Raw genomic sequence first — 21,885 nt, forward strand, 5'->3', positions numbered from 1 at the left:
GCAGCCGCCGGCGCGATGGACGTCGCGCGAATCGCGCTCTAGCCTTGGCCGAGGACACAATGGGAGGGCAGGATGAACGAGGCTCATTTCGATCGGCGGGCGCTGTTGCAGGGTGCGGCCGCCGGGGCGGCGTTGCTGTCGCCGGCGTCGGCCTTGGCGCAATCGGGCGATGCCAAGGCGATCCGCGCCGCGATCGAGAAGGGCCATGACGCGGCGATCAAGCGGCTGCAGGACTGGATCGCCCTGCCCTCGATCGCCGCCGAGAATCGTGACATGCAGAAAGGCGCCGAATATATGGCGGCGCTGGCCAAGGACGCGGGCTTTCATACCGCCGAGATCGTCCAGACCTCCGGCCATCCGGGCGTGTTCGCGACGCTGGACGCCGGGGCGCCGAGGACGATCGGCCTCTATTTCATGTACGACGTCAAGCAGTTCGACCCCGCCGAGTGGAGCTCGCCGCCGCTGGAGGCACGGATCGTCGACAAGCCCGGCATGGGCCGCGCGATCGTCGGCCGGGGCGCCACCAACCAGAAGGGACCGGAAGCGACGTTCCTCGCCGCGCTGCACGCGATCCGCGCTGCCGGGCGCAAGCTGCCGGTCAACCTGGTGCTGGTCGCGGAAGGCGAGGAGGAGATCGGCTCGCCCCATTTCCACGAGATCGTGCGCCGGCCCGATATCGCGGCGCGGCTGAAGGCAACGCCCTGCGTCTTCATGCCGTTCAACAGCCAGGGTCCGGACGGCGAAGTCACCGTCAACCTGGGCGCGAAGGGCGTGATCGAATGCGAGTTGATCGCGAGCGGCGCCGCCTGGGGTCGCGGCCCGGCCAAGGACGTGCACTCCTCGCTGAAGGCGATGATCGACAGCCCGGTCTGGCGGCTGGTCGAGGCGATGAAGACATTGGTCTCGCCCGACGGCAACACGGTCATGATCGACGGCTGGGACGAGCATGTCCGTCCCTTGAGCGCCCGCGAGAAGGCGCTGATCGCGGCCGATGCCCGCGCGTCGAGCGAAGCGGACATGATGAAGGCGCTGGGCGTCAAGCACTGGATCGGCGACCTCGAATGGCTGGCCGCGAACGAGCGGCTCGCGGCGGCTCCGACCGCGAATATCGAGGGGCTGGTCGCCGGCTATACCGGCCCCGGCGGCAAGACGATCCTGCCGCACAAGGGCGTCGCCAAGATGGACTTCCGCCTGGCGCCGAACCAGACCCGCGACGATTGCGTGGCCAAGCTGAAGGCGCATCTGGCGAAGCGCGGCTTTGGCGATATCCAGGTCAACGTCTCCGGCGGCTACGACCCGACCGAGACGGCCGAGGACAGCATGCTGATCCGCACCGAGCTCGCGACCTACCAGAAGCTCGGGATCACGCCGACGCTCAATCCGCGGCTCGCGGGCTCCTGGCCCGGCTATGTCTTCACCAGCGCGCCGATCGGCCTGCCCGCCGGGCATTTCGGCCTGGGGCATGGCAGCGGCGCCCATGCACCCGACGAATATTACCTGATCGAGCCGACGAATCCGAAGATCGCCGGATTCGACGCGGCGACGATGAGCTATGTCGATTTTCTCTACTCCCTCGCATCTTCAAAGGCTTAGGAAGGAAGGCAGGGTTTCGTTAAGCCTGTTTCTGGGCGGCCGGTTAACGCTTGGCCGATACAAGCCTTGTCCATGTTGGCCGCCCGAGTTCAGCCCGAAAGACGCCAGAGCGAGCGTGACGAAGTCTTCTACCGCACCCGCGCGACCGTCGCCGGGCTCGGCAGCTTTCCGGCGCAGGTCGTCAACATCTCCGCGAACGGCTTCATGGCCCGCGCGGAGACGGAGGTCGCGATCGGCCAGACGCTGTCGATCCGGCTGCCGGTCGTCGGCGAAGTGAAGGCGGAAGTGCGCTGGTCGCTGGGCGGCCGCATCGGCTGCCAGTTCGCGCGCATGATCGACCTCGCTTCCTATCTGGAGCTGCTCGCCACGCTGATGAAGGAAGCGCGCTGACCGGTGGCGTTTACGGGTTGCTAACCCGCTATTGCGACATTCCGGGTCGAATAGGGGAGGCACGTCATCGGACTGAGACGCATCGCGCCTGAACAAGTCCAGCTCGGGATGTACATCCAGGGCTTTGACGGATCGTGGCTGGATCATCCCTTCTGGCGCACTCGCTTCGTCATCGAGAAAGAGAAGGACCTGATCCGGGTCCGCGAGAGCGCCGTTGACGCGGTGCTGATCGACGACACGCTGGGCGTGGCGCCGGACCAGCCGCCCGCCCCGCGCAAAGCAGCTGACTGGCAGCCGCCGGCGCGTCCCGCCGCGGCGGTGTGGCGCCCGCAGCCCGTCGTCGCCGCGCCCGCGCAAAACTTCGGCAGCAGCTACGGCCGCGCGGCTCGCGTATTCGGCAAGTCGAAGCGCGCCGTCAGCGCCATGTATGCGGATGTCCGGCTCGGCAAGGCGATCAAGGCCGAAAAGCTGGTGCCGATGGTCGACGAGATCACCAGCTCGATCGACGAGAATCCCCGCGCCTTCATCAGCATCGCGCAGCTGAAGACCCGCCACGAATATACCTATCTTCACTCGATCGCTGTGTGCGCGCTGATGATCAACCTGGCGCGCGAGCTGCGCTTCAGCGAGGCTGCGGTGCGCGACGCGGGAATGGCCGGGCTGCTGCACGATATCGGCAAGGCGCTGATGCCGCTCGAGATCCTCGACAAGCCCGGCGAGCTCAGCGAGGAGGAATTCGACGTCATCAAAACCCACCCGCTGCGCGGGCACGAGCTGCTGGCGAAAAGCAGCGGCGTGTCGCACAACGCGCTGGAGGTGTGCCTGCGCCATCACGAGCGCTTCGACGGCCAGGGCTATCCGGACGGGCTGGAAGGCGACCGGCTCAGCCTGTTCGCGCGCATGTCGGCGCTGTGCGACGTCTATGACGCGGTCACGTCAGAGCGGGCCTATAAGCGGCCCTGGACGCCGACCGAGACGGTCGCGCGGATGCGCGAATGGACGGGGCATTTCGACCCGGAGATGTTCGAAATCTTCGTCCGTAGCGTCGGCATCTACCCGGTCGGCGCCCTGGTGCGGCTGAAATCCGGCCGCGCCGCGGTCGTGATCGGCGAGAACCCCGAGGACCCGACGCGGCCGCCGCTCTATTCTATGCCCGACGAAAACAACCCGGAAGCGCGGCGGCTCGAGTGGGACGGGGACGAAATCGTCGGCATGGAAAGCTCGGAGTCGCTGAGCGTCGAGAATTGGGAGGCGCAGCGGACGAAGCTGATCAGGCGGGTCCGCTCCTGACCTGAGCCATCAGCGCCAGCGGCCGTCCTTCATTGTCCTTGAAAAAGGCCATCCACTCCTCGGTCCCGTCCTCGTGCCGGTGCACCATGTGCGGCGCGTTCAGGAACTCGGCCCCGGCGCCGGCGAGCACGGCGTGGCTTTGGCGGATATCGTCGACGCGGAAATAGAGGATCGACTCCCCGTCGCCCGCCTGCTCCGACTGCGACAGGAACAGGCGCACGCCGCCACAGTCGAAGAAGGCGAGGTCGCCGAACGAATAGAGGTGCGGCAGCCCCAGCACCTCACCATACCATCGGCGCGCGGCGGCGATGTCGCGCACCTGGCGGGAAATCTGTCCGATCGGTCCCATCCTGACCTCCTTCTCCGGATCATGCGATTGACGCCCGAGCGCAGCGCCGCGCCGGATGCCGGTCCAGTGGCGAAGCTCCATCCGGCTCGGCAGCCCCAGCTTCACCAATATGTTGGCGACGTGGAACTTGACCGCGTCGGCGCTGGTCCCCATGCGCGCCGCGATCGCGCGGTTGGTCAGCCCGTGCCGCACGAGCTCCATCACGCGCCACTCGGCGGGAGTGAGCACGTCATCGTGCGGCGGACGGCCTCTCTGCGTCATAAATGGAGGCTAACCGAGTCGGCGGCGATTTACCCTACCCGCTCCTGAGCAGGTTCACGCCAGCGTCGCGCTCGAACAGATAGAGCGCCAGCCGCGCCGCCTGACCGCGTTCGCCGTCGAGGCCGCCATCGCGGTCGACCAGCAGGCGTGCGTCGTCGCTCGCGATCGGCAGCAGCTCGTTCAGCAGCTCGGGCGTGGCGAGACGGAAGACGTGCTCGCCCGATTGGCGCGTGCCCAGCAACTCGCCCGGCCCGCGCAGGCGCAGATCCTCCTCGGCGATGCGGAAGCCGTCATTGGTCTCCCGCATCAGCGCGAGGCGCGACCCCGCCGTCTCGCTGAGCTGGCCGGAGCGCAGCAGCAGGCAGACGGACCTGCCCTCCCCGCGCCCCACCCGCCCGCGCAATTGGTGGAGCTGGGCGAGACCGAAGCGGTCGGCGTGCTCGATGACCATCAGCGTCGCGTTCGGCACGTCGACGCCGACCTCGATGACCGTGGTCGCAACCAGCACCGAGAGCTGCCCGCTCGCGAACGCCGCCATGACGGCGTCCTTGTCCGGTCCTTTCATGCGGCCGTGCACCAGGCCGATCCTGTTGCCGAAGCGCAGCCTCAGCGCCGTCGCGCGCTCCTCGGCGGCGGCGAGGTCGCTCTTCTCGCTCTCTTCGACCAGCGGGCACACCCAATAGGCCTGGCCGCCGGCCGCGATGTGCCGCCCGAGCCCGTCGACCACTTCCGCCAGCCGCTCGTCGGAGATCACGCGCGTCTCGATCGGCTGGCGGCCGGGCGGCATCTCGTCCAGGCGGCTGACGTCCATCTCGCCATATTGGGTGAGCGTCAGCGTGCGCGGGATCGGCGTCGCCGTCATCACCAGCAGGTGCGGCGGCCGCTCCGCCTTCTGGCTCAGCATCAGTCGCTGCGACACGCCGAAGCGATGCTGCTCGTCCACCACGGCGAGTCCCAGCCGCTTGTAGCTCACGCTCTGCTGGAAGATAGCGTGGGTGCCGACGAGAATGTCGATCGAGCCGTCGGCCAGTCCCATCAGCGTCGAATCGCGCGCCCTCCCCTTCTCGCGCCCGGTGAGGATCGCGAGGTTGACCGGCAGGCCCGCGAGCATCCGGCTCAGCGACTCGAAATGCTGGCGCGCGAGAATTTCGGTCGGCGCAAGCAACGCCCCCTGCGCCCCGGCTTCCACGGCGACGAGCAACGACATCAGCCCGACCAGGGTCTTGCCCGAGCCCACATCGCCCTGGAGCAGCCGCAACATCGGAGATTGCTGCGCCATGTCGCCCTCGATCTCCGCCACCGCGCGCCGCTGCGCATCCGTCGGCGTATAGGGAAGCTTCAGCGCATCCCGCAGCCGCCCGTCGCCTTGCAGCGGCTGGCCGCGCCGTTTCCGGGTCGAGGCACGCACCAGCATCAGCGCGAGCTGGTTCGCGAACACCTCGTCATAGGCAAGCCGCGCGCGCGACGCGGCGTCCGCTGGATCGGCGTGCACGGACGCAAGCGCCGCGCGCCACGGCTTCCACCCGCGCTGTTGCAGCACGCTCGGCTCGACCCACTCCGGCAGCTCGGGCGCCCGCGCGATCGCCTGCTCCGCGAGCTGGTGCAGCCGGCGCGAGGTCAGGCCCTCGGAGAGCGGATAGATCGGCTCCCGCGCCGCCGGCAGGTCCTCGCCCGGTTTCAGCACCAGGTCCGGATGGACGATCTGCAGTTCCTGGCCATAGCTTTCGAGCTTGCCCGACACGATGCGCTGGTCGCCCAGCGGGAACAGCTTCCGCGCCCAGCCCGGATTGCCGCCGAAATAGACGAGGCTGACATAATCGCCGCCGGCATCGGTCGCATGCACGCGGAAAGGGCCGCGTCCGCTCCCGGACTGGCGATAGTCGACGGCGGTCAGCGCGATCGTGATCGTCCGCCCCGCATCGCCCATGTCCAGCCGCTCGACCCGCTTGCGGTCGATCCACCCGGTCGGCAGGTGGAAGGCGACGTCGATCGCCCGCGCGAGGCCCAGGCGTTCGAGCGGCTTCTTCAGGCCCGGCCCGATTCCTTTCAGCGCCTCCACTTCGGCGAACAGCGGATTGAGGATTTCGGGTCGCATGCCTATCTGGCGCCTTCTAACCACAGACCCGAGGCGCCCGCCAGCGCCGTCGGGCAATCACGCATGGAGCCGGCATGGACCGCGACGCCCGCCTGAAACGCCTGCGCTTCCGTGCCTGGCATCGCGGCACCAAGGAAGCGGACCTGCTGGTCGGCGGCTTTTTCGACGCCCACGCGAGCGGTTGGAACGATGACCAGATCGGCTGGTTCGAGGCACTGATGGAAGAGCAGGACGTCGACATCATGGCCTGGGCGATCGGTACGGCTGAGGTGCCGCAGCGCTGGCAGAGCGAGATGATGAGCGCGATGCAACGGCTCAACTACATTCCGATCGCCCGCTGAATGAGCTCCATAAACTCCGTTCGGCCTGAGCTTGTCGAAGGCCTTCCTTCTCTTTGTCCCGCCTCATCAAGAACAAGGGAGGGCTTCGAAAGGCTCAGCCCGAGCGGTTTGTACTTGCATGACTGATCTCACCAAAATCCTGAAGGCGAAGAGCCCCCTCACCCTCGCCTCCGCGCCCGCCGGCTTCCTTCCCTGGCTGATGGCGGACCTGGCGCGCGCGTCGGCGAAGCGGGCGGTGTTCATCGCGTCCGACGAAGCGGCGATGCGCGCGCTGGTCGACGCGGCCGGCTATTTTGCGCCCGAGCTGGAAGTGCTGAGCTTTCCCGCCTGGGACGTACTGCCATACGACCGCGCCTCGCCCAGCCTGCGCATCCAGTCCGAACGGCTCGGCACGCTGCACCGGCTGCAGCAGAAGCCGGGCGCGGCGCAATTGGTCGTCACCACCGCCAACGCGGCGATCCAGCGCACGTTGACACCGTTCCGTATCCGCCAACTCGTCGCGAAGCTCGCGCCGGGCGAGCGGATCGACCGCGATCAGCTTGCCGCCAGGCTCAACGCCAACGGCTATCAGCGCGTCGACACCGTCGCCGAAGCCGGCGAGTTCGCGATCCGCGGCGGCCTGATCGACCTGTTCCCGACCGGCGAGGATTATGCGCTTCGCCTCGACTTCTTCGGCGACGAGATCGAGAGCGTCCGCCAGTTCGACCCCGCCGACCAGCGCACGATCGGCCGCGTCGACGGCTTCACGCTGATGCCCGCGTCCGAAGCGCTGCTGGACGAAGACAGCATCAAGCGCTTCCGCGGCCGCTACCGGGAGACGTTCGGCGCCACCGCGACCGGCGACCCGCTCTATGAAGCCGTTTCGGACGGCCGCCGCCTGGCCGGCATGGAGCATTGGCTGCCGCTGTTCGAGGACAGGCTCGGCACGTTGTTCGATCACCTGGGCGAAGACGCGGTCGTGGTGCGCGATTTCGGTTCCAGCGCGGCGGCGGACCAGCGGTTCGAGGCGATCGACGACTATTTCGCCAACCGGCAGAAAGCGATGGTCGCCCAGCCGGGCAGCTATCGCCCGATCGAGCCCGGCGCGCTTTACCTCAGTGCCGACGAATGGGGCGAGGCGATCGAGGCCCAGCCGGTGCATCTCGCGACGCCCTTTGCCACGCCCGAAAGCGAAAAGAGCCTCGACTTCGCCGTCGAAGGCGCGCGCGATTTCGCACCGGAGCGGGCGCAGAACGCGAATGTCTATGAAGCGGTCGTCAAACACGCCGCCAAGCTGAAGAAGGGCGGGCACAAGGTCATCCTCGCCAGCTATTCGCCGGGCGCGCGCGAGCGGCTCGGCAACCTGCTCGCCGATCATGGCCTGAAGCACGCCAGCCATGTCGAGTCCTGGCAGGAAGCGCTGGGCGCCGCCGACAAGGCGCAGGCCGCGCTGATCGTCCTCCCGCTCGACCACGGCTTCACCACGCCGGACGTGGCGCTCCTGACCGAGCAGGACATGCTCGGCGACCGCCTCGTCCGCCGGCGCAAGCGCCGCAAGCAGGCGGACGCGTTCCTGAACGAGCTGGCGACGCTAAGCCCCGGCGACTTCGTCGTCCATGTCGATCACGGCATCGGCCGCTACGAAGGCCTGACCCAGGTTCCCGTCGCAAAGACGCCGCACGACTGCGTCGCCGTCTCATATGCCGGCGGCGACAAGCTCTACGTGCCGGTCGAAAATCTCGAAGTCCTCTCCCGCTACGGCGCCGAGAGCGAGGGCGTGACGCTCGACAGGCTGGGCGGCGAGGCGTGGCAGCGCCGCAAGGCCGCCATGAAGGAGCGGATCCGCGAGATCGCGCACGAGTTGATCCGCACCGCCGCCGAACGCGCGCTCCGCCCCGCCGAGATCGCCGAGGCCGAATCGAGCAGCTACCCCGCCTTTGCCGACCGCTTTCCCTATGAGGAAACCGACGACCAGGACCGCGCGATCGACGACGTGCTGGGCGACCTCGCCGCCGGCAAGCCCATGGACCGCCTCGTCTGCGGCGATGTCGGCTTCGGCAAGACCGAAGTCGCGCTGCGCGCCGCGTTCGTGGCCGCTATGGCCGGCATGCAGGTCGCGCTCGTCTGCCCGACCACCCTCCTCGCCCGCCAGCATTACAACACCTTCTGTGAGCGGTTTCAGGGCTTCCCGCTCAATATCGGCCGCCTCTCCCGCCTGGTCCCGGCCAAGGAAGCGAAGGAGACGAAGCAGGGGCTAGCGGATGGGAAGATCGACGTCGTCATCGGCACCCACGCGATCCTGGCCAAAGGGGTCGAGTTCAAGCGCCTCGGACTTGTCATCGTCGACGAGGAGCAGCGCTTCGGCGTCACTCATAAGGAGCGGCTGAAGGCGCTGAAGACCGACGTGCACCAGCTCACCCTGACCGCGACGCCGATCCCGCGCACGCTGCAGATGGCGATGTCCGGCCTCCGCGAGCTGTCGGTGATCCAGACGCCGCCGGTCGACCGGCTGGCGGTACGCACCTACGTCATGCCGTGGGACCCGATCGTGCTGCGCGAGGCGCTGCTGCGCGAGCATTATCGCGGCGGGCAGAGCTATTTCGTCACACCGCGCATCGCCGACCTGCCCGACATCGAGGCGTTCCTGCGCGAGGAAGTGCCGGAAGTCCGCTACGTCGTCGCGCACGGCCAGATGGCCCCGACGGAGGTCGAGGAGCGCATGTCGGCCTTCTACGACAAGCGCTACGACGTGCTGCTCTCGACCACGATCGTCGAAAGCGGGCTCGATATCCCCAGCGCCAACACGCTGATCGTGCACCGCGGCGACCGTTTCGGCCTCGCCCAGCTCTACCAGCTGCGCGGCCGGGTCGGGCGCGGCAAGATCAGGGCCTATGCCTATCTGACCACGCCCGCGGACACGTCGATCACAGACACGGCGGAGAAGCGGCTGAAGATTCTATCGGACCTCGACAGCCTCGGCGCCGGCTTCCAGCTCGCCAGTCACGATCTCGATATTCGGGGCGCCGGCAATCTGCTGGGCGACGAGCAGTCCGGGCACATCAAGGAAGTCGGGTTCGAACTCTACCAGTCGATGCTGGAGGAGGCGATCCTCGAGGCGAAGGCCGGCGGCCGCCGCGACGAGCTGAAGCGCGACGAATTCTCACCGACCATCACGGTCGACGTGCCGGTGATGATTCCGGAGGACTACGTCCCCGATCTCGACCTGCGGATGGGCCTCTACCGCCGCATCAACGAGCTTGATTCGGCCGAGCAGATCGAGGGCTTCGCCGCCGAGCTGATCGATCGCTTCGGCAAGCTTCCGTCCCCGACCGAGAACCTGATCCGGCTGATCGAAATCAAGCTCAATGCTAGGAAAGCCGGTGTGGCGAAGATCGAGACCGGCCCGCGCGGCGCGGTCGTCACCTTCCACAACGACACGCCGCCCGACGTGCCGGCACTGCTCGGCTATGTCCAGAAGATCGGCGCGTCGGCCAAGCTCAGGCCGGATTCTAAGCTTGTGATCAGCCGCGACTGGACCAACCCGAAGCAGCGGCTGAATGGCGCGCTGCAGCTGTCGCGCGGCCTGGCCAAATTATCCTGACGACGCTGGTTAGTCGTCGCAGGCGCGCTCCATCTCCTGCTCGTGGCGCACGACGGGGTCGCCTGCCGGATGGACCTCGGGCTGGCCGACATAGCTGCGCACCTCGAAACCGCCGACCAGCGTCCGGTGGACCGGGCACTTATCGGCAATCTCCAGCAGCTTTTCGCGCGCTGCCGGCGGAAGCGGCCCCTCGAACGTGATCTGGCGATTGAGGCGATCGCGCGGCCGCCCGCCGGGAACGATCTCATGCGCGACCTCGACCGAGAAGGCGGGGAGCTCCCAGCCCTTGCGCTTCGCATAGAGCCGCAGCGTCATCGACGTGCAGGCGGCAAGCGCGGCCGACAGCAATTCGTAGGGCGTAGGCCCGCTGCCCTCGCCGCCTACCGCGACCGGCTCGTCCGTCAGAAACACCGTCTCCCGCACCGCGATCCGGGTCTGGAACAGGCCGGTGCCCGTCGCTCGGGCAACCACGCCATTCACGGCGGCGGGATCGTCATTGCGTACCATCGGGTCCTCCACAGGATCGCGCTCTTCTAGCCGTCCACGACATCGCCGAATTCCGGATGGCGCGCAGACCAGCGCTGCATGAACGGGCAGCGCAGCACCAGCCTGAACCCTTGAGCGCGCGCGATCTCGAACACGCCGCGCGCCAGCGCCGATCCGAGACCCCGCCCCTCATATTCGCTCGGCACTTCGGTGTGGGTGAGCACGAAGCGCCCCTCATCATCGCGCCGATAATAAGCGGCCGCGATCGCCTCTCCTTCGATCGGCAGCTCGAACCGGTGCTTGCCCGGATCGTGAAGGACTTGCGCAGAGTCAGGCTTGTTCATGACTAGGCTCCCACCAGGTTGACCAGCTCCGCCACGCCCACCGGCCCCGAGCACAGGAAGCCCTGGTACAAGGTACAGCCCTCGGCGGCGAGCAGGGCGAGTTGCTCCTCGGTCTCCACCCCTTCCGCGATCACGCCCAGGCCGAGCGCACGGGCCATGTCGATGACGCTGCGCACAACCACGCGTCCCCGCGCCGAGCCGGCAATGTCCTGGCTCAAGCGCCGGTCCAGCTTCAGATAATCCAGCGGCAGCGCCTTCAGATAGGCGAGGCTGGAATAGCCCGTCCCGAAATCGTCGACGGCGACACGGCAGCCGCCCTGGCGCAGGCGCGCGAGCGCGGCGGCGGCGGTGCCCAGATCTTCGATCAGCCCTTCCTCGGTGACCTCGGCCGTGACCCGGTCGCGCGCGAAGCCGCTGGCGTCGATGGCCGCCAGCATGTGCTCGGCAAAATCGGCGCGCGCCAGATCGGCCGCGGTGACGTTCAGCGACAGGCGCAGCCCGTCGAGCGGCTTCGGCCAGGCTGCGGCTGCGTCGAGCGCGCAGCGCTGGACGAGCTCCGACAGCGGCGCGACCAGGTCGGCGCGCTGTGCCGCCCCGAACAGCGCTTCCGCGCCGAGCTCTCCGAACAGCGGGTGGCGCCAGCGCGCCAGCGCCTCCACTCCTTCGATGACTCCGTCACCGATGCGGACCTGCGGCTGGAACAGGATTTCGATTTGCCCCTCCGCCATCGCCCCGCGCAGGTCGGTGGCGAGCTGCTGCGCGCGCTCGGCCGCCTCGGCGCCGCCGCCGTCGAGCAGGCGGATCGCGCTGCCGCTCGCTTCCCGCGCCTCGGCGAGCGCGGCGCTGACCCGGCGCAGCAGCGCGCTTGGATCTTCTTCGCGGGCGATGGCGCCGCCGACATCGGCGCCCATCAGCACCGCATCGGGCGCGACCGCGACTCGGCGTTCGACCGCCGCGACGATTCGTTCCGCCGCGTCGCCGAGCTGGGCGGCGTCGGCGCGCGGCAGGCCGACCATGAACTCGGTCCCTGCGAGCCGCGCCACCCATGCCCCCGCGCAGACCTCGCGCGCGACCCGCTCGATCCGCCGCGCCGCCGCCTGCAGCAGCGCGTCGCCGCCGCCACGGCCGTACAGGCTGTTGATCACCGGCAGGCGGCTGACGCCGATCAGCAGCACGCCCGGCCGCCCGTCACCGGTGAGCTGGGATGACAGCCAGCGCCGTGCGGCGGTGCCGTCGGGCAGGCCGGTCAACGGATCACGGTGGAGCGGCAGCACCCGCTCCCGGTCGAGCGGCTCGAGCAGTCCGTTCACCTCGCCCGCGCTTGCCATCAGGTGATGGGCAACGCGGCTCCCGTCCGGCAGCAGATGCGAAAAGGCGGTCGAGGCATAGCCGGCCTTCAGCCGCAGCCGCGCGGCACGGGCTGCGCGCCGGTCGCCCGGCCCCAGCAGCCGATAGGCGCAGCGCAGGCTGAGCGGTTCGTCGCCCAGCCCATAGCGCCGGTTGAGTGCGACGCTGAGCGTCAGGCCGTCCGGTCCGAAGCTCCAGCGCATCCCTTCCGCCCGGCTCAGCGCCGGCCGGCTGATCGGTCCGCCGCCGAGCCGCCGGGCGTAGCGGGCGGCAAAGCGCAATGCCTGCAGCAGCTCGGCTTCGCCGAACGGGCTCGCCAGATAATGGGTCGCGCCCGCCGCATGGACTTCGCCCAGCCGCGCCACGTCTCCCCGGGAGAGAAGCACAACCAGCGCGGCGCTGTTCGCCTCGACCGGATCGGCGAGCGTGCGGATCGCGCCGATCGCCTCGTCGAAGGCACCGCGCCCGTCGACAATGGCGAGGGCGGCGCCGCTATCGATGAAGCGCCGCTCCACGCCGCCCGCGCGGCGCGCCGCAATCGGGAACCATCCCCCCCGGCTCGCCGCTTCCAGCAATTCGTCGCGATGCCGGAACGACAGGATGAACAGGGAAGCACCCTCCCCGGGTGATCCGCCGGCCTGATCGATCAAATGCGCTCCCCTTTTCGGCTCATTCTAGCGCGCCGTGCGTTTTCGCCAATGGCTTGCCGCGCGCACGCCCGCCACATAAGCTTTGCCCGTCATGATCGTCGCCGACCCCGCCCCCAAGCCTCTGCTGGTCGACAGCTTCGGTCGGCGAGTCAGCTATTTGCGCGTGTCCGTCACCGATCGTTGCGATTTCCGCTGCCGCTATTGCATGGCCGAGGCGATGACGTTCCTTCCCCGCCGGGAACTGCTGTCGCTGGAGGAGCTGGCGCTGATCGTCGACCGCTTTGTCGATCGCGGCGTCACCAAGGTGCGGCTGACCGGGGGCGAACCGCTCGTCCGCCGCGGCCTGCCGGAGCTGGCGAAGCGTATCGGGGAGCGGATCGGCACCGGCCTGAACGAACTGACGCTCACCACCAACGGCACTCGGCTGACCGAGGCCGCGCGCCCGCTTGCGGAAGCGGGCGTCCGCCGCATCAATGTCAGCCTCGACACGCTCGATCGCGAACGCTTCGCCTATATCGCGCGCCGCGACTGCCTGGACGAGGTGCTCGCGGGAATCGCGGCGGCACGCACGGCGGGGCTGGCGATCAAGATCAACATGGTCGCGCTGAAGGGCCTTAACGACGACGGCTTTGTCGAGATGGCCGAGTGGTGCGCGGCGCAGGGCTTCGACCTCTCGATCATCGAGACGATGCCGCTCGGCCAGATCGACGAGGACCGCACCGATCGCTTCCTGCCGCTCAACCTGGCGCGCGAGCGGCTGGCGCAGCGCTTCACCCTCGAGGATTCGGACCACAGCACCGGGGGGCCATCGCGCTACATCCATGCCCGGGAACTGGACATCCATATCGGCTTCATCTCGCCGCTCACGCATAATTTCTGCGCCAGCTGCAATCGCGTTCGGCTGACGGCGGAAGGCAAGCTATATCTGTGCCTCGGCCAGGCCGATTGCGTCGACCTGAAGGCGGCGCTACGCGGCGGCGGCCCGCGGGCGCTCGATGCCGCGCTGGACGAAGCCATGCGCATCAAGCCCAAGGCGCACGATTTCAGGATCGAGCGCACCGCCGTATCCCGGCACATGAGCGTCACCGGGGGATGAACATTCGCCGCGCGCTCGTCGCGTCCACCGTCGATGTCGCCGTCGAGGCCGAGCGCGAGCTGCGCCGGCGCTACGAATGGCACGACATCGCCGAAGCGGACATGGTCGTCGCCCTGGGCGGCGACGGGTTCATGCTGCAGACGCTGCACGCGATGCTGGAGCGGCGGCGCATCTGCCCGATCTACGGAATGAACCGCGGCACCGTCGGCTTTCTGATGAACGACTGGAGCCTGGAGCATCTCGACGAGCGGCTCGCTCGCGCCAAGCGCTTCGAGGTCTCGCCGCTGCGGATGACGACCGAGACGGTCGCCGGCGAATTCTCGACACTGCCGGCGATCAACGAAGTCTCGCTGCTTCGCGAGACCCGCCAGACCGCAAAGCTGGAAGTGACGGTCAGCGGGCGGGTCGTGCTCGACGAGTTGGTCTGCGACGGCGTGCTGGTCGCCACGCCGGCCGGGTCGACTGCCTACAACCTGTCGGCGAACGGGCCGATCCTGCCGCTCGGCTCCGCGCTCCACGCACTGACGCCGATCAGCCCGTTCCGCCCGCGGCGCTGGCGCGGCGCGATCCTGCCGGACAGCGCGACGGTCAAATTCCGTGTGCTGGAGCCGGTCAAGCGCCCGGTCAGCGCGGTTGCCGACCAGCGCGAAGTGCGCGACGTCGCCACCGTCGAGGTCGCGATCGACCGTAGCCAGACGCTCTGCCTGATGTTCGATCCCGAGCACGCGCTCGATGATCGCATCACGATGGAGCAGTTCATCGCCTAACCCGCTTGCAAAGGCCGGAAGCCTTGCTATAGGCCCGGCCTCGCTCGGCATTCCCCGGTAGCTCAGCGGTAGAGCATCCGACTGTTAATCGGACGGCCGCCTGTTCGAATCAGGCCCGGGGAGCCAGCGCCTCACCACAGCTCATTGTTCGCTCGGCAGGGGCGTCGGCGTGTGCAGCGCCTCGCGTACGTCAGAGCTGCTTGACCAGGACGAAGATCATTACGGCCAGCGGGGCCGCGAGAACGACGCCCGGGATGCCGAACAACGTCCCCATCGCCGCGACGCCGAACAGCAACAGCGCCGGCGGGATATCCACGGCCTGCTGCTGGATCAGCGGCTGGATCAGGTGATTCTCGATCGGCTGCACGAGAATATAGAGACCGGTCACCCAGGCCGCATGCTCGGGCCCCTGGACCAGCGCGACCGCGATCGCAGGCACGGCCGAAAGAATCGGGCCGAGATAGGGGATGAACTCCAGCAGCGCGGCGAGGACGCCGAGCGCCAGCGCCGAAGGTGAGCCGAGCAGCAGCAGCCCGATGCCGGTCAGCAGCCCGACCAGGGCCATCGCCGCGAGTTGCCCCAGCAGCCAGCGCCGGAGCGCCACGCCGACATTGTCAAGCGCGTCGCCGGCGAGCGCGCGCGACCGGGGCGGCACCAGCTTCACCAGCCCGGTCCGGTACAACAGCGGCTGGGCGGCGAAATAGATGCCGCCGAAGATCACCAGCAGCAGGTCGACCGCGGCGCCGGCCGAGGACGAGGCGATGCTGCCCATGTGCCGCATCAGCGCCTCAGGGGCGAACAAAGTGCTGACCGAGCTTCGGAACGCATCGCCCGCCCCGATCGTGTCGAGCAACGTGCCCAGTCGGTCGATCGCCCGCGGGATCGCCTCGACGATCAGCTGAAGCTGAGCGGAGACTTCCCGGCCGAACAGCCAGGCCGCGCCGAGCGGAATGCTGAGCGCGATGACGACGGCGGCGGCCAGTGCGGCCCGGCGCGGCAGGCGGAGCCGCGTGGAGAGCAGCCGAGCGATCTCCGACAGCAGCAGCGCGACCAGCACCGCCGCGAAAGCCGTCAGCACGACGGCCCTGAGCGTCCACAGTGCAGCGGCGAGCGCGATCAGCAGCAAGGCGAGGATCAGCCGCTCGGCGGTTCGTCTGTGCTGGCTCAGCGACACCGGACGTAATGCCTCGGCTCGCGCCAATGTTCCGGGGCCGCCGCGGGCCGCTGCCTGGCCTATCCGCCCCAGACCTGCAGCAGGATGCGGACCGAGACGTAGAGGATCAGCAGCGCCGTCAGCCGCCGCAGCCACGTCGGCGGCAGCAGCTGGACCCCGGCGCGGCTGCCGATCTGACCGCCGACAAGGACGGCCAGGGCAAGCGGCCAATAGCCGAACGCCGCTTCGATCAGCTCCGGATGGCCCGCAAGCTTGGTCAGCTGCCCGCCCAGTCCCGCAATCGAATTGGCAAGGATGAAGATCGAGGCCGTCGCCGCGACGCGTCGCGCGCGGTCCCAGCCGACCAGGTGCAGCACCGGGGCGAGGAAGATGCCACCGCCGATGCCGACGATGCCGGACAGCAGCCCGATCGGCGCGGCAACCGCAGGGCCGACCAGCGCAGCGCGGCGGGGTTCCATCTCGCGCTCCGGCTGGACCAGCAGCAGGATGCCGGCGACGAGCAACGAGCCTCCGAGCAGGGCGAGGAACAGATGCTTTGAAACGGGCAGCATGCCGCCGATCCAGGCGGCGGGAACCGATAACGCCAGCAGCGGCGCCAACCGTCGCCACGGCACCAGCCGCGCGCGTGCGAACCTGATCGTGCCCCCCGTCGCGACGATCAGGTTGCAAGCGAGGGCGACGATCGGAAAGACCCGATGGTCGACCCCGGCCAGCGCCAGCAATGCATTATAGGTCGAGCCGCCCGCAAAGCCGACGCTCGCGTAAAGGATGGCAGTGACGACGAAGGCTAACGCGAGAAAGGCCAAGCCTCAGCTCCATTCGGGCTGAGCTTGCCGAAGCCCCCCCTTTCTTCTTTCGATCGCTGGTAAGAAGAAGGGAGGCCTTCGACAAGCTCAGGCCCAACGAAGTTTGGGGCTGGGGCCGTTAAAGCGCCCCGTGGCAGTGCTTGTACTTTTGCCCCGATCCGCACGGGCACGGCGCGTTGCGGCTGACCCGGCCTTCCCACTGGGCCGGATCGGTGCCGAGTTCCGCCGCCATTGCCGGCTGCGCGATCTGCAGCGGCGGCAGCGTCGAGGTGACGAGACCGCTCGCCGCGTCCTGGTCCCAGCTGTTGTCGTCTCCGGTCAGCGGATCGATGTGCGTCGTCACGAACTCCGGCATCGGCGGCAGTTCCGGCGGCGCGGCCATGAACTGGGCGTGCGCGAGCACTCGCGTCACGTCCTCGCGGATCGATTCGAGCATCCGCTCGAACAGCGCGAAGGCTTCCTGCTTATATTCGTTGATTGGCGTCTTCTGGGCATAGGCGCGCAGGTGAACGACCTGGCGCAGCGCGTCGAGCGTGGCCAGATGCTCCTTCCAGTGATGGTCGAGCGATTGCAGCAGCACGCTCTTTTCGACCTGCGCCCAGGTCGAGGGCTCCAGCTCCTTCGCCTTCGCCGCCATCGCCTCGTCGGTCATCGCACGCAGCCGTTCCTCGATCATTTCGGGATCGACCGCCGCTTCCTTGATCCAGTCGTCGATGGGAACTTCGGCCGCCAGGATCTCCCGCGCGCGGGTCTTCAGTCCCTCGATGTTCCACTGCTCGGGATAGGTGTGCGGTGGGCAGGCCTCCGCGACCAGCGTGTTGACGGTCTCGTGCCGCATGTCCTCGACCACGTCCTCCAGCGTTTCGGAGTCCATGATGTCGGTGCGCTGCTCGTAGATCACCTTACGCTGGTCGTTCATGACGTCGTCATATTCGAGCAGCTGCTTGCGGATGTCGTAGTTGCGGGCTTCGACCTTCTTCTGCGCGGTTTCGATCGCCTTGTTCAGCCAGCGCGACCCGATCGCCTCACCATCGGCCAGGTTCGAGTTCATCATCTTGGCGAACATCGTGTCCGGTCCGAAGATACGCAGCAGGTCGTCATCCAGCGACAGGTAGAAGCGCGACAGGCCCGGATCGCCCTGGCGGCCCGAGCGGCCGCGCAGCTGGTTGTCGATGCGCCGGCTCTCGTGCCGCTCGGTGCCGAGCACGAACAGGCCGCCCGCCTCGATCACCTTGCGCTTCGATTCCTCGACCTCGCGCTTGATGCGGGCGATCGCGGCGTCGCGGTCGGGGCCTTCGGGCAGGCCGGACAGCTCGTCCTCGACGCGGAATTCGACATTGCCGCCCAGCTGGATGTCGGTCCCGCGGCCGGCCATGTTGGTGGCGATCGTCACCGCGCCGGGCTGGCCGGCCTGAGCGACGATGTGCGCTTCCTGCTCGTGAAAGCGGGCGTTTAGCACGTTGTGCGGCACGTTCAGCTGGCGCAGAAACTGGCTCAGCAGCTCCGACTTCTCGATCGAGACCGTGCCCACGAGCACCGGCTGCCCGCGCGAACTATGCTCTTCGATCGACTTGGCAATCGCCGCGAACTTGTCCTTGATATTCTTGTAGAACTGGTCGTCTTCATCGACGCGCTTGACGGGCAGGTTGGTCGGGATCGTGACGACGTTCAGCTTGTAGATGTCGTTGAACTCGCCGGCCTCCGTCGCGGCGGTGCCGGTCATGCCCGACAGCTTCGGATACATGCGGAAGTAATTCTGGAACGTGATCGAGGCGAGCGTCTGGTTCTCAGGCTCGATGTTCACGCCTTCCTTGGCTTCGACTGCCTGGTGCAGGCCGTCGGACCAGCGGCGCCCGTCCATCATGCGGCCGGTGAATTCGTCAATGATGACGATCTTGCCGTCCTTGACGATATAGTCGGTGTCCAGCTTGAACATCGCGTTTGCGCGCAACGACTGGTTCAGGTGGTGGACCACCTGCGTGTTCTCGAAATCATAGAGATTGTCGCCCTGCAGCAGGCCCGCGGCCTCGAGCATCCGCTCGGCCTTTTCGGTGCCTTCCTCTGTCAGGATGATCGTCTTCTGCTTCTCGTCCAGCTCATAGTCGTCGGGAACGAACTGCTTCACCACCGCGTCGACCTGCTTGTAGAGCTCCGACTTGTCGTCCGTGGGGCCGGAAATGATCAGCGGCGTGCGCGCCTCGTCGATCAGGATCGAGTCGACCTCGTCGACGATAGCGAAATTGAACGCGCGCTGCACCATCGACTCACGCTCGTACTTCATGTTGTCGCGCAGATAGTCGAAGCCGAATTCGTTGTTCGTGCCGTAGGTGATATCCGAAGCATAGGCTTCGCGACGCTGCTGGTCGGTCAGGTTCGGCACGATCACGCCGACGGTGAGGCCGAGGAAGCGGTAGATCTGGCCCATCCACTCGGCGTCGCGACGGGCGAGATAGTCGTTGACGGTGACGACGTGGACGCCCTGGCCCGGCAACGCGTTCAGATAGGTGGCAAGCGTCGCCACCAGGGTCTTGCCTTCGCCGGTGCGCATTTCCGCGATCTCGCCGCGGTGAAGCACGATGCCGCCGATCATCTGCACGTCATAATGGCGCTGGCCGAGCGTGCGCTTCGCCGCCTCGCGCACCGTCGCGAATGCTTCGGGCAGGATCGCATCGAGGCTTTCGCCATTCGCCAGCCGCTCGCGGAAGCGGACGGTCTGCTGCGCCAGTTCCTCGTCGTTCATCGCCGAGACGCTGGGTTCGAACCCGTTGATCCGATTGACGATGGGGCCGAGCGATTTGACGTAACGATCGTTGGAAGAACCGAAAACCGTTTTGGCGAGTGCGCCGAACATGGACATACCTATCGATAACTGGGGTCAGGTCGGGCGCCAGCGCCCGGCGATAATCAGGAATAGCGCGGCTGCGCGCTATTCGATCCGGCGCTCGTCGACCGGATGCGTCTGCGGCGCGAAGACCGGAGCGCGTGCGTCGGCCTGGGTGGGCGGCGCAGCGATCGGCCAGAGCGGCGGCGCCACGTGCTGGACGGCGATCGATTCGCGCATCTGCTCGACGTCGGCGGGCGCCGGTGCGGCGATCACCGCCGGCTCGCTGGCACGCGCGACCGCCGGGCCGGCGATCAAGCCGTTGAAGCCCGCAATCAACGCCAGGAGGTGCAGCAGCAAACGCAAACGCTAGTCCGTTCGACAAAATGGGTCCGGTAACGGCCGTGACATAGTGTCGCCCCGCGCCCACGTCCACTGGCGACGATGCGTGTTCGCCACGTCTGGCGTCGCAAGGCCCGGGTGAGTATCGGCTCGGCCATGACTCCCTCCCCCCTCGCCCGTCCCTTCCCTGCTTTGCCGCAGATCGCCGGCGCCCGGCCCGCCGTCGCTCGAGCGCGCTACAAGGAATGGGATCGCTGTGATCTGACTTTCGTCACGCTGGACGAAGGCACGGCTGTCGCAGGGGTGCTGACCAACAGCAAATGTCCGTCGCCGGAAGTCGAATGGTGCCGCAACGCGCTGGCGCTGGGGCAGGCGCGCGCGCTGGTCGTGAACGCCGGCAACTCCAATGCCTTCACCGGCAGCCGCGGACGCGCGGCCGTGGAGGCGATCGCGGCGCGAGCGGCGGCGCGTCTGGGCTGCCAGCCGTCGGACGTCTTCGTCGCCTCGACCGGGGTGATCGGGGTGCCGCTGCCAATCGACAAGGCGGAGGCCGGCCTCGACGCTGCCTTCACCGCGCCCGCATGCGACTGGCTGGCTGCAGCCGAGGCGATCGGCACGACCGACACCTTCCCCAAGGGCGCCGTCCAGCGCGCGGTGATCGGCGGCCGCACGGTCACGCTCGCGGGCATCATCAAGGGCTCCGGCATGATCGCGCCCGATATGGCGACGATGCTGGGCTTCATCTTCACCGACGCGGCCGTCGAGCCCGGTTTCCTCCAGCAGCTGCTGAGCGCCGCCAATCGCCGCACCTTCTCCTGCATCACCGTTGACGGCGACACGTCGACGTCGGACACGGTGCTCGCCTTCGCGACCGGAAAGGCCGGCAACCCGCCCCTCGCCTCGTTCGGCGATCCCGGCGCGGACGCGTTCGCGGCGGCGCTGGACGCGCTCTGCCTGGAGCTTGCCCAGCTGGTGGTGCGCGACGGCGAAGGCGCGGCCAAGTTCATCGAGGTGCAGGTCACGGGCGCCACCACCGACGGCAGCGCGCACCGGGTCGCGATGAGCATCGCCAACTCGCCCCTGGTCAAGACCGCGATCGCCGGCGAGGACGCGAACTGGGGCCGCGTAGTGATGGCAGTCGGCAAAGCCGGCGAGCCCGCGGATCGCGACAAGCTATCGATCCGCTTCGGCAACACCATCGTCGCGGAAGGCGGCTGCGCGGTCACCGGCTATGACGAAACGCCGGTCGCGACGCACCTGAAAGGCCAGGAAATCGAGATCGGCGTCGACCTCGGACTCGGCGCCGGCCGCGCGACGGTTTGGACCTGCGACCTGACCCACGGCTATATCTCGATCAACGCCGATTACCGGAGCTGAGCGATGACGGAATGGACGGGCGGCTGCGCGTGCGGGACGGTCCGCTACCGGCTGAACAGCGATCCGCATGACGCCGGCTGGTGTCATTGCCGGACCTGCCAGCTGAACTCCGGCTCCCCGGCAATGGCGTTCGCGACGGTACCGTTTGACGACTATGAGGTGATGGTCGGCAAGGACAGCGTGAAGCGATTCGCCTCCAGCGACTTCGGCTGGCGCATCTTCTGCGGCGCATGCGGCACGCCGCTCGGCATGCACGTCCGGCACCAGCCCGATACGATCGATTTCAGCGTCGCGACGCTGGACCAGCCGCAGCGTCTCCCGCCCACATTCCACATCTTCTACGCCAGCCGAATTCCCTGGGCGCACGCATGCGACGACCTGCCGCGCCACGACCGCTTCCGGCCGGATACGCGGGGGCTCAGCGGGACCGAACCCCCGAAGTAAGGCTCAGAGCTCGCCCTCAAGCCAGCCCTTGATATGGCTCTTGGGTGCGGCGCCGACCTTGGTGGCGGCGGGGACGCCGCCCTTGAACAGGATCATCGTCGGGATGCCGCGCACGCCGTAGCGGACGGGGGCATCGGGATGATCGTCGATGTTCAGCTTCGCGATAGTAATGCGGTCGCCCAGCTCGTCGGAAATCTCCTCGAGTGCTGGGCCGATCTGCTTGCAGGGCCCGCACCATTCCGCCCAGAAATCGACCAGCACCGGCTTGTCGGCCTGGAGCACGTCGGTCTGGAAGCTCGCGTCGGTGATCTGTTTGGTGGCCATGCGTTCGA

General features: G+C 67.8%; 19 protein-coding genes and 1 tRNA gene. 10 read left to right on the plus strand and 10 right to left on the minus strand.

The features are described 5' to 3' along the window. Positions 1-72: 72 nt before the first annotated feature. The 3 genes from GON01_RS10920 to GON01_RS10930 all read left to right on the plus strand — a co-directional run bounded on the left by GON01_RS10920 (position 73) and on the right by GON01_RS10930 (position 3,273). Positions 73-1,593 carry a M20/M25/M40 family metallo-hydrolase gene (locus GON01_RS10920; protein WP_157027389.1) on the plus strand — a complete coding sequence of 507 codons (1,521 nt, stop codon included), beginning with the start codon at positions 73-75 and terminating at the stop codon, positions 1,591-1,593. 72 nt (positions 1,594-1,665) lie between these two features. After that, positions 1,666-1,983, plus strand: a complete 318-nt coding sequence (locus GON01_RS10925; RefSeq protein ID WP_157027542.1) for a PilZ domain-containing protein — start codon at positions 1,666-1,668, stop codon at positions 1,981-1,983. A gap of 81 nt (positions 1,984-2,064) precedes the next feature. Then, positions 2,065-3,273: an HD-GYP domain-containing protein gene (locus tag GON01_RS10930; RefSeq protein WP_309503528.1), complete on the plus strand. Its 1,209-nt coding sequence runs from the start codon at positions 2,065-2,067 to the stop codon at positions 3,271-3,273. Here GON01_RS10930 and GON01_RS10935 read toward each other — a convergent pair. Together GON01_RS10935 and recG are read right to left on the minus strand one after the other, a co-directional pair. Further along, a complete protein-coding gene (locus tag GON01_RS10935) occupies positions 3,254-3,883 on the minus strand; it encodes a LuxR C-terminal-related transcriptional regulator (protein ID WP_157027391.1) in 630 nt (209 codons plus the stop codon). The genes GON01_RS10930 and GON01_RS10935 overlap by 20 nt on opposite strands. Before the next feature lie 34 nt (positions 3,884-3,917). Further along, the gene (recG, locus tag GON01_RS10940) at positions 3,918-5,978 is read right to left on the minus strand and encodes an ATP-dependent DNA helicase RecG (protein WP_157027392.1); all 2,061 of its coding nucleotides are present in this window, start codon (positions 5,976-5,978) and stop codon (positions 3,918-3,920) included. A gap of 74 nt (positions 5,979-6,052) precedes the next feature. On the opposite strand from recG, the gene GON01_RS10945 reads away from it, so the two are divergent. Beyond that, on the plus strand, positions 6,053-6,319 hold the full coding sequence (locus tag GON01_RS10945; protein WP_157027393.1) for an FAD assembly factor SdhE: 267 nt from the start codon (positions 6,053-6,055) through the stop codon (positions 6,317-6,319). Between the two features lie 118 nt (positions 6,320-6,437). Next, on the plus strand, positions 6,438-9,899 hold the full coding sequence (mfd, locus tag GON01_RS10950; RefSeq protein WP_157027394.1) for a transcription-repair coupling factor: 3,462 nt from the start codon (positions 6,438-6,440) through the stop codon (positions 9,897-9,899). A gap of 9 nt (positions 9,900-9,908) precedes the next feature. On the opposite strand, the gene GON01_RS10955 is transcribed toward mfd, so the two are convergent. The 3 genes from GON01_RS10955 to GON01_RS10965 are packed head-to-tail and all read right to left on the minus strand — an operon-like array spanning position 9,909 to position 12,726. Further along, the gene (locus GON01_RS10955) at positions 9,909-10,406 is read right to left on the minus strand and encodes an OsmC family protein (protein ID WP_157027395.1); all 498 of its coding nucleotides are present in this window, start codon (positions 10,404-10,406) and stop codon (positions 9,909-9,911) included. 26 nt (positions 10,407-10,432) lie between these two features. After that, positions 10,433-10,729 carry a GNAT family N-acetyltransferase gene (locus GON01_RS10960; protein WP_157027396.1) on the minus strand — a complete coding sequence of 99 codons (297 nt, stop codon included), beginning with the start codon at positions 10,727-10,729 and terminating at the stop codon, positions 10,433-10,435. 2 nt (positions 10,730-10,731) lie between these two features. Then, the gene (locus GON01_RS10965; protein WP_232328781.1) at positions 10,732-12,726 is read right to left on the minus strand and encodes a putative bifunctional diguanylate cyclase/phosphodiesterase; all 1,995 of its coding nucleotides are present in this window, start codon (positions 12,724-12,726) and stop codon (positions 10,732-10,734) included. A gap of 91 nt (positions 12,727-12,817) precedes the next feature. On the opposite strand from GON01_RS10965, the gene moaA reads away from it, so the two are divergent. From moaA to GON01_RS10980, 3 genes are all read left to right on the plus strand, one after another. Then, the gene (gene moaA, locus GON01_RS10970; RefSeq protein ID WP_157027397.1) at positions 12,818-13,822 is read left to right on the plus strand and encodes a GTP 3',8-cyclase MoaA; all 1,005 of its coding nucleotides are present in this window, start codon (positions 12,818-12,820) and stop codon (positions 13,820-13,822) included. Continuing rightward, positions 13,819-14,589, plus strand: coding sequence for an NAD kinase (locus GON01_RS10975; protein ID WP_157027398.1), 771 nt, complete (start codon positions 13,819-13,821; stop codon positions 14,587-14,589). The genes moaA and GON01_RS10975 overlap by 4 nt, the downstream gene beginning before the upstream one ends. A 51-nt stretch (positions 14,590-14,640) precedes the next feature. Then, positions 14,641-14,715 (plus strand) — tRNA-Asn (locus tag GON01_RS10980). Positions 14,716-14,779: 64 nt separating this feature from the next. Here GON01_RS10980 and GON01_RS10985 read toward each other — a convergent pair. From GON01_RS10985 to GON01_RS11000, 4 genes are all read right to left on the minus strand, one after another. Further along, positions 14,780-15,763 carry an AI-2E family transporter gene (locus tag GON01_RS10985; protein ID WP_181600050.1) on the minus strand — a complete coding sequence of 328 codons (984 nt, stop codon included), beginning with the start codon at positions 15,761-15,763 and terminating at the stop codon, positions 14,780-14,782. Positions 15,764-15,822: 59 nt separating this feature from the next. Beyond that, complete coding sequence (locus GON01_RS10990; protein WP_157027400.1) at positions 15,823-16,569, minus strand: sulfite exporter TauE/SafE family protein; 747 nt, start codon at positions 16,567-16,569, stop codon at positions 15,823-15,825. 118 nt (positions 16,570-16,687) lie between these two features. Next, positions 16,688-19,420: a preprotein translocase subunit SecA gene (gene secA / locus GON01_RS10995; protein ID WP_157027401.1), complete on the minus strand. Its 2,733-nt coding sequence runs from the start codon at positions 19,418-19,420 to the stop codon at positions 16,688-16,690. A 75-nt stretch (positions 19,421-19,495) separates the two neighbouring features. Further along, positions 19,496-19,750, minus strand: a complete 255-nt coding sequence (locus tag GON01_RS11000) for a hypothetical protein (RefSeq protein WP_198159841.1) — start codon at positions 19,748-19,750, stop codon at positions 19,496-19,498. Positions 19,751-19,888: 138 nt separating this feature from the next. Here GON01_RS11000 and argJ point away from each other — a divergent pair, with 138 nt between their 5' ends. After that, complete coding sequence (gene argJ, locus GON01_RS11005) at positions 19,889-21,109, plus strand: bifunctional glutamate N-acetyltransferase/amino-acid acetyltransferase ArgJ (RefSeq protein WP_157027403.1); 1,221 nt, start codon at positions 19,889-19,891, stop codon at positions 21,107-21,109. 3 nt (positions 21,110-21,112) lie between these two features. Continuing rightward, the gene (locus GON01_RS11010) at positions 21,113-21,553 is read left to right on the plus strand and encodes a GFA family protein (protein WP_157027404.1); all 441 of its coding nucleotides are present in this window, start codon (positions 21,113-21,115) and stop codon (positions 21,551-21,553) included. Between the two features lie 3 nt (positions 21,554-21,556). On the opposite strand, the gene trxA is transcribed toward GON01_RS11010, so the two are convergent. Further along, positions 21,557-21,877, minus strand: coding sequence for a thioredoxin (gene trxA, locus GON01_RS11015; RefSeq protein WP_157027405.1), 321 nt, complete (start codon positions 21,875-21,877; stop codon positions 21,557-21,559). Between the last annotated feature and the right edge of the window lie 8 nt (positions 21,878-21,885).

The sequence above is a fragment of the Sphingomonas horti genome, from assembly GCF_009753715.1.
Taxonomy (GTDB): Bacteria; Pseudomonadota; Alphaproteobacteria; order Sphingomonadales; family Sphingomonadaceae; genus Sphingomonas_B; species Sphingomonas_B horti.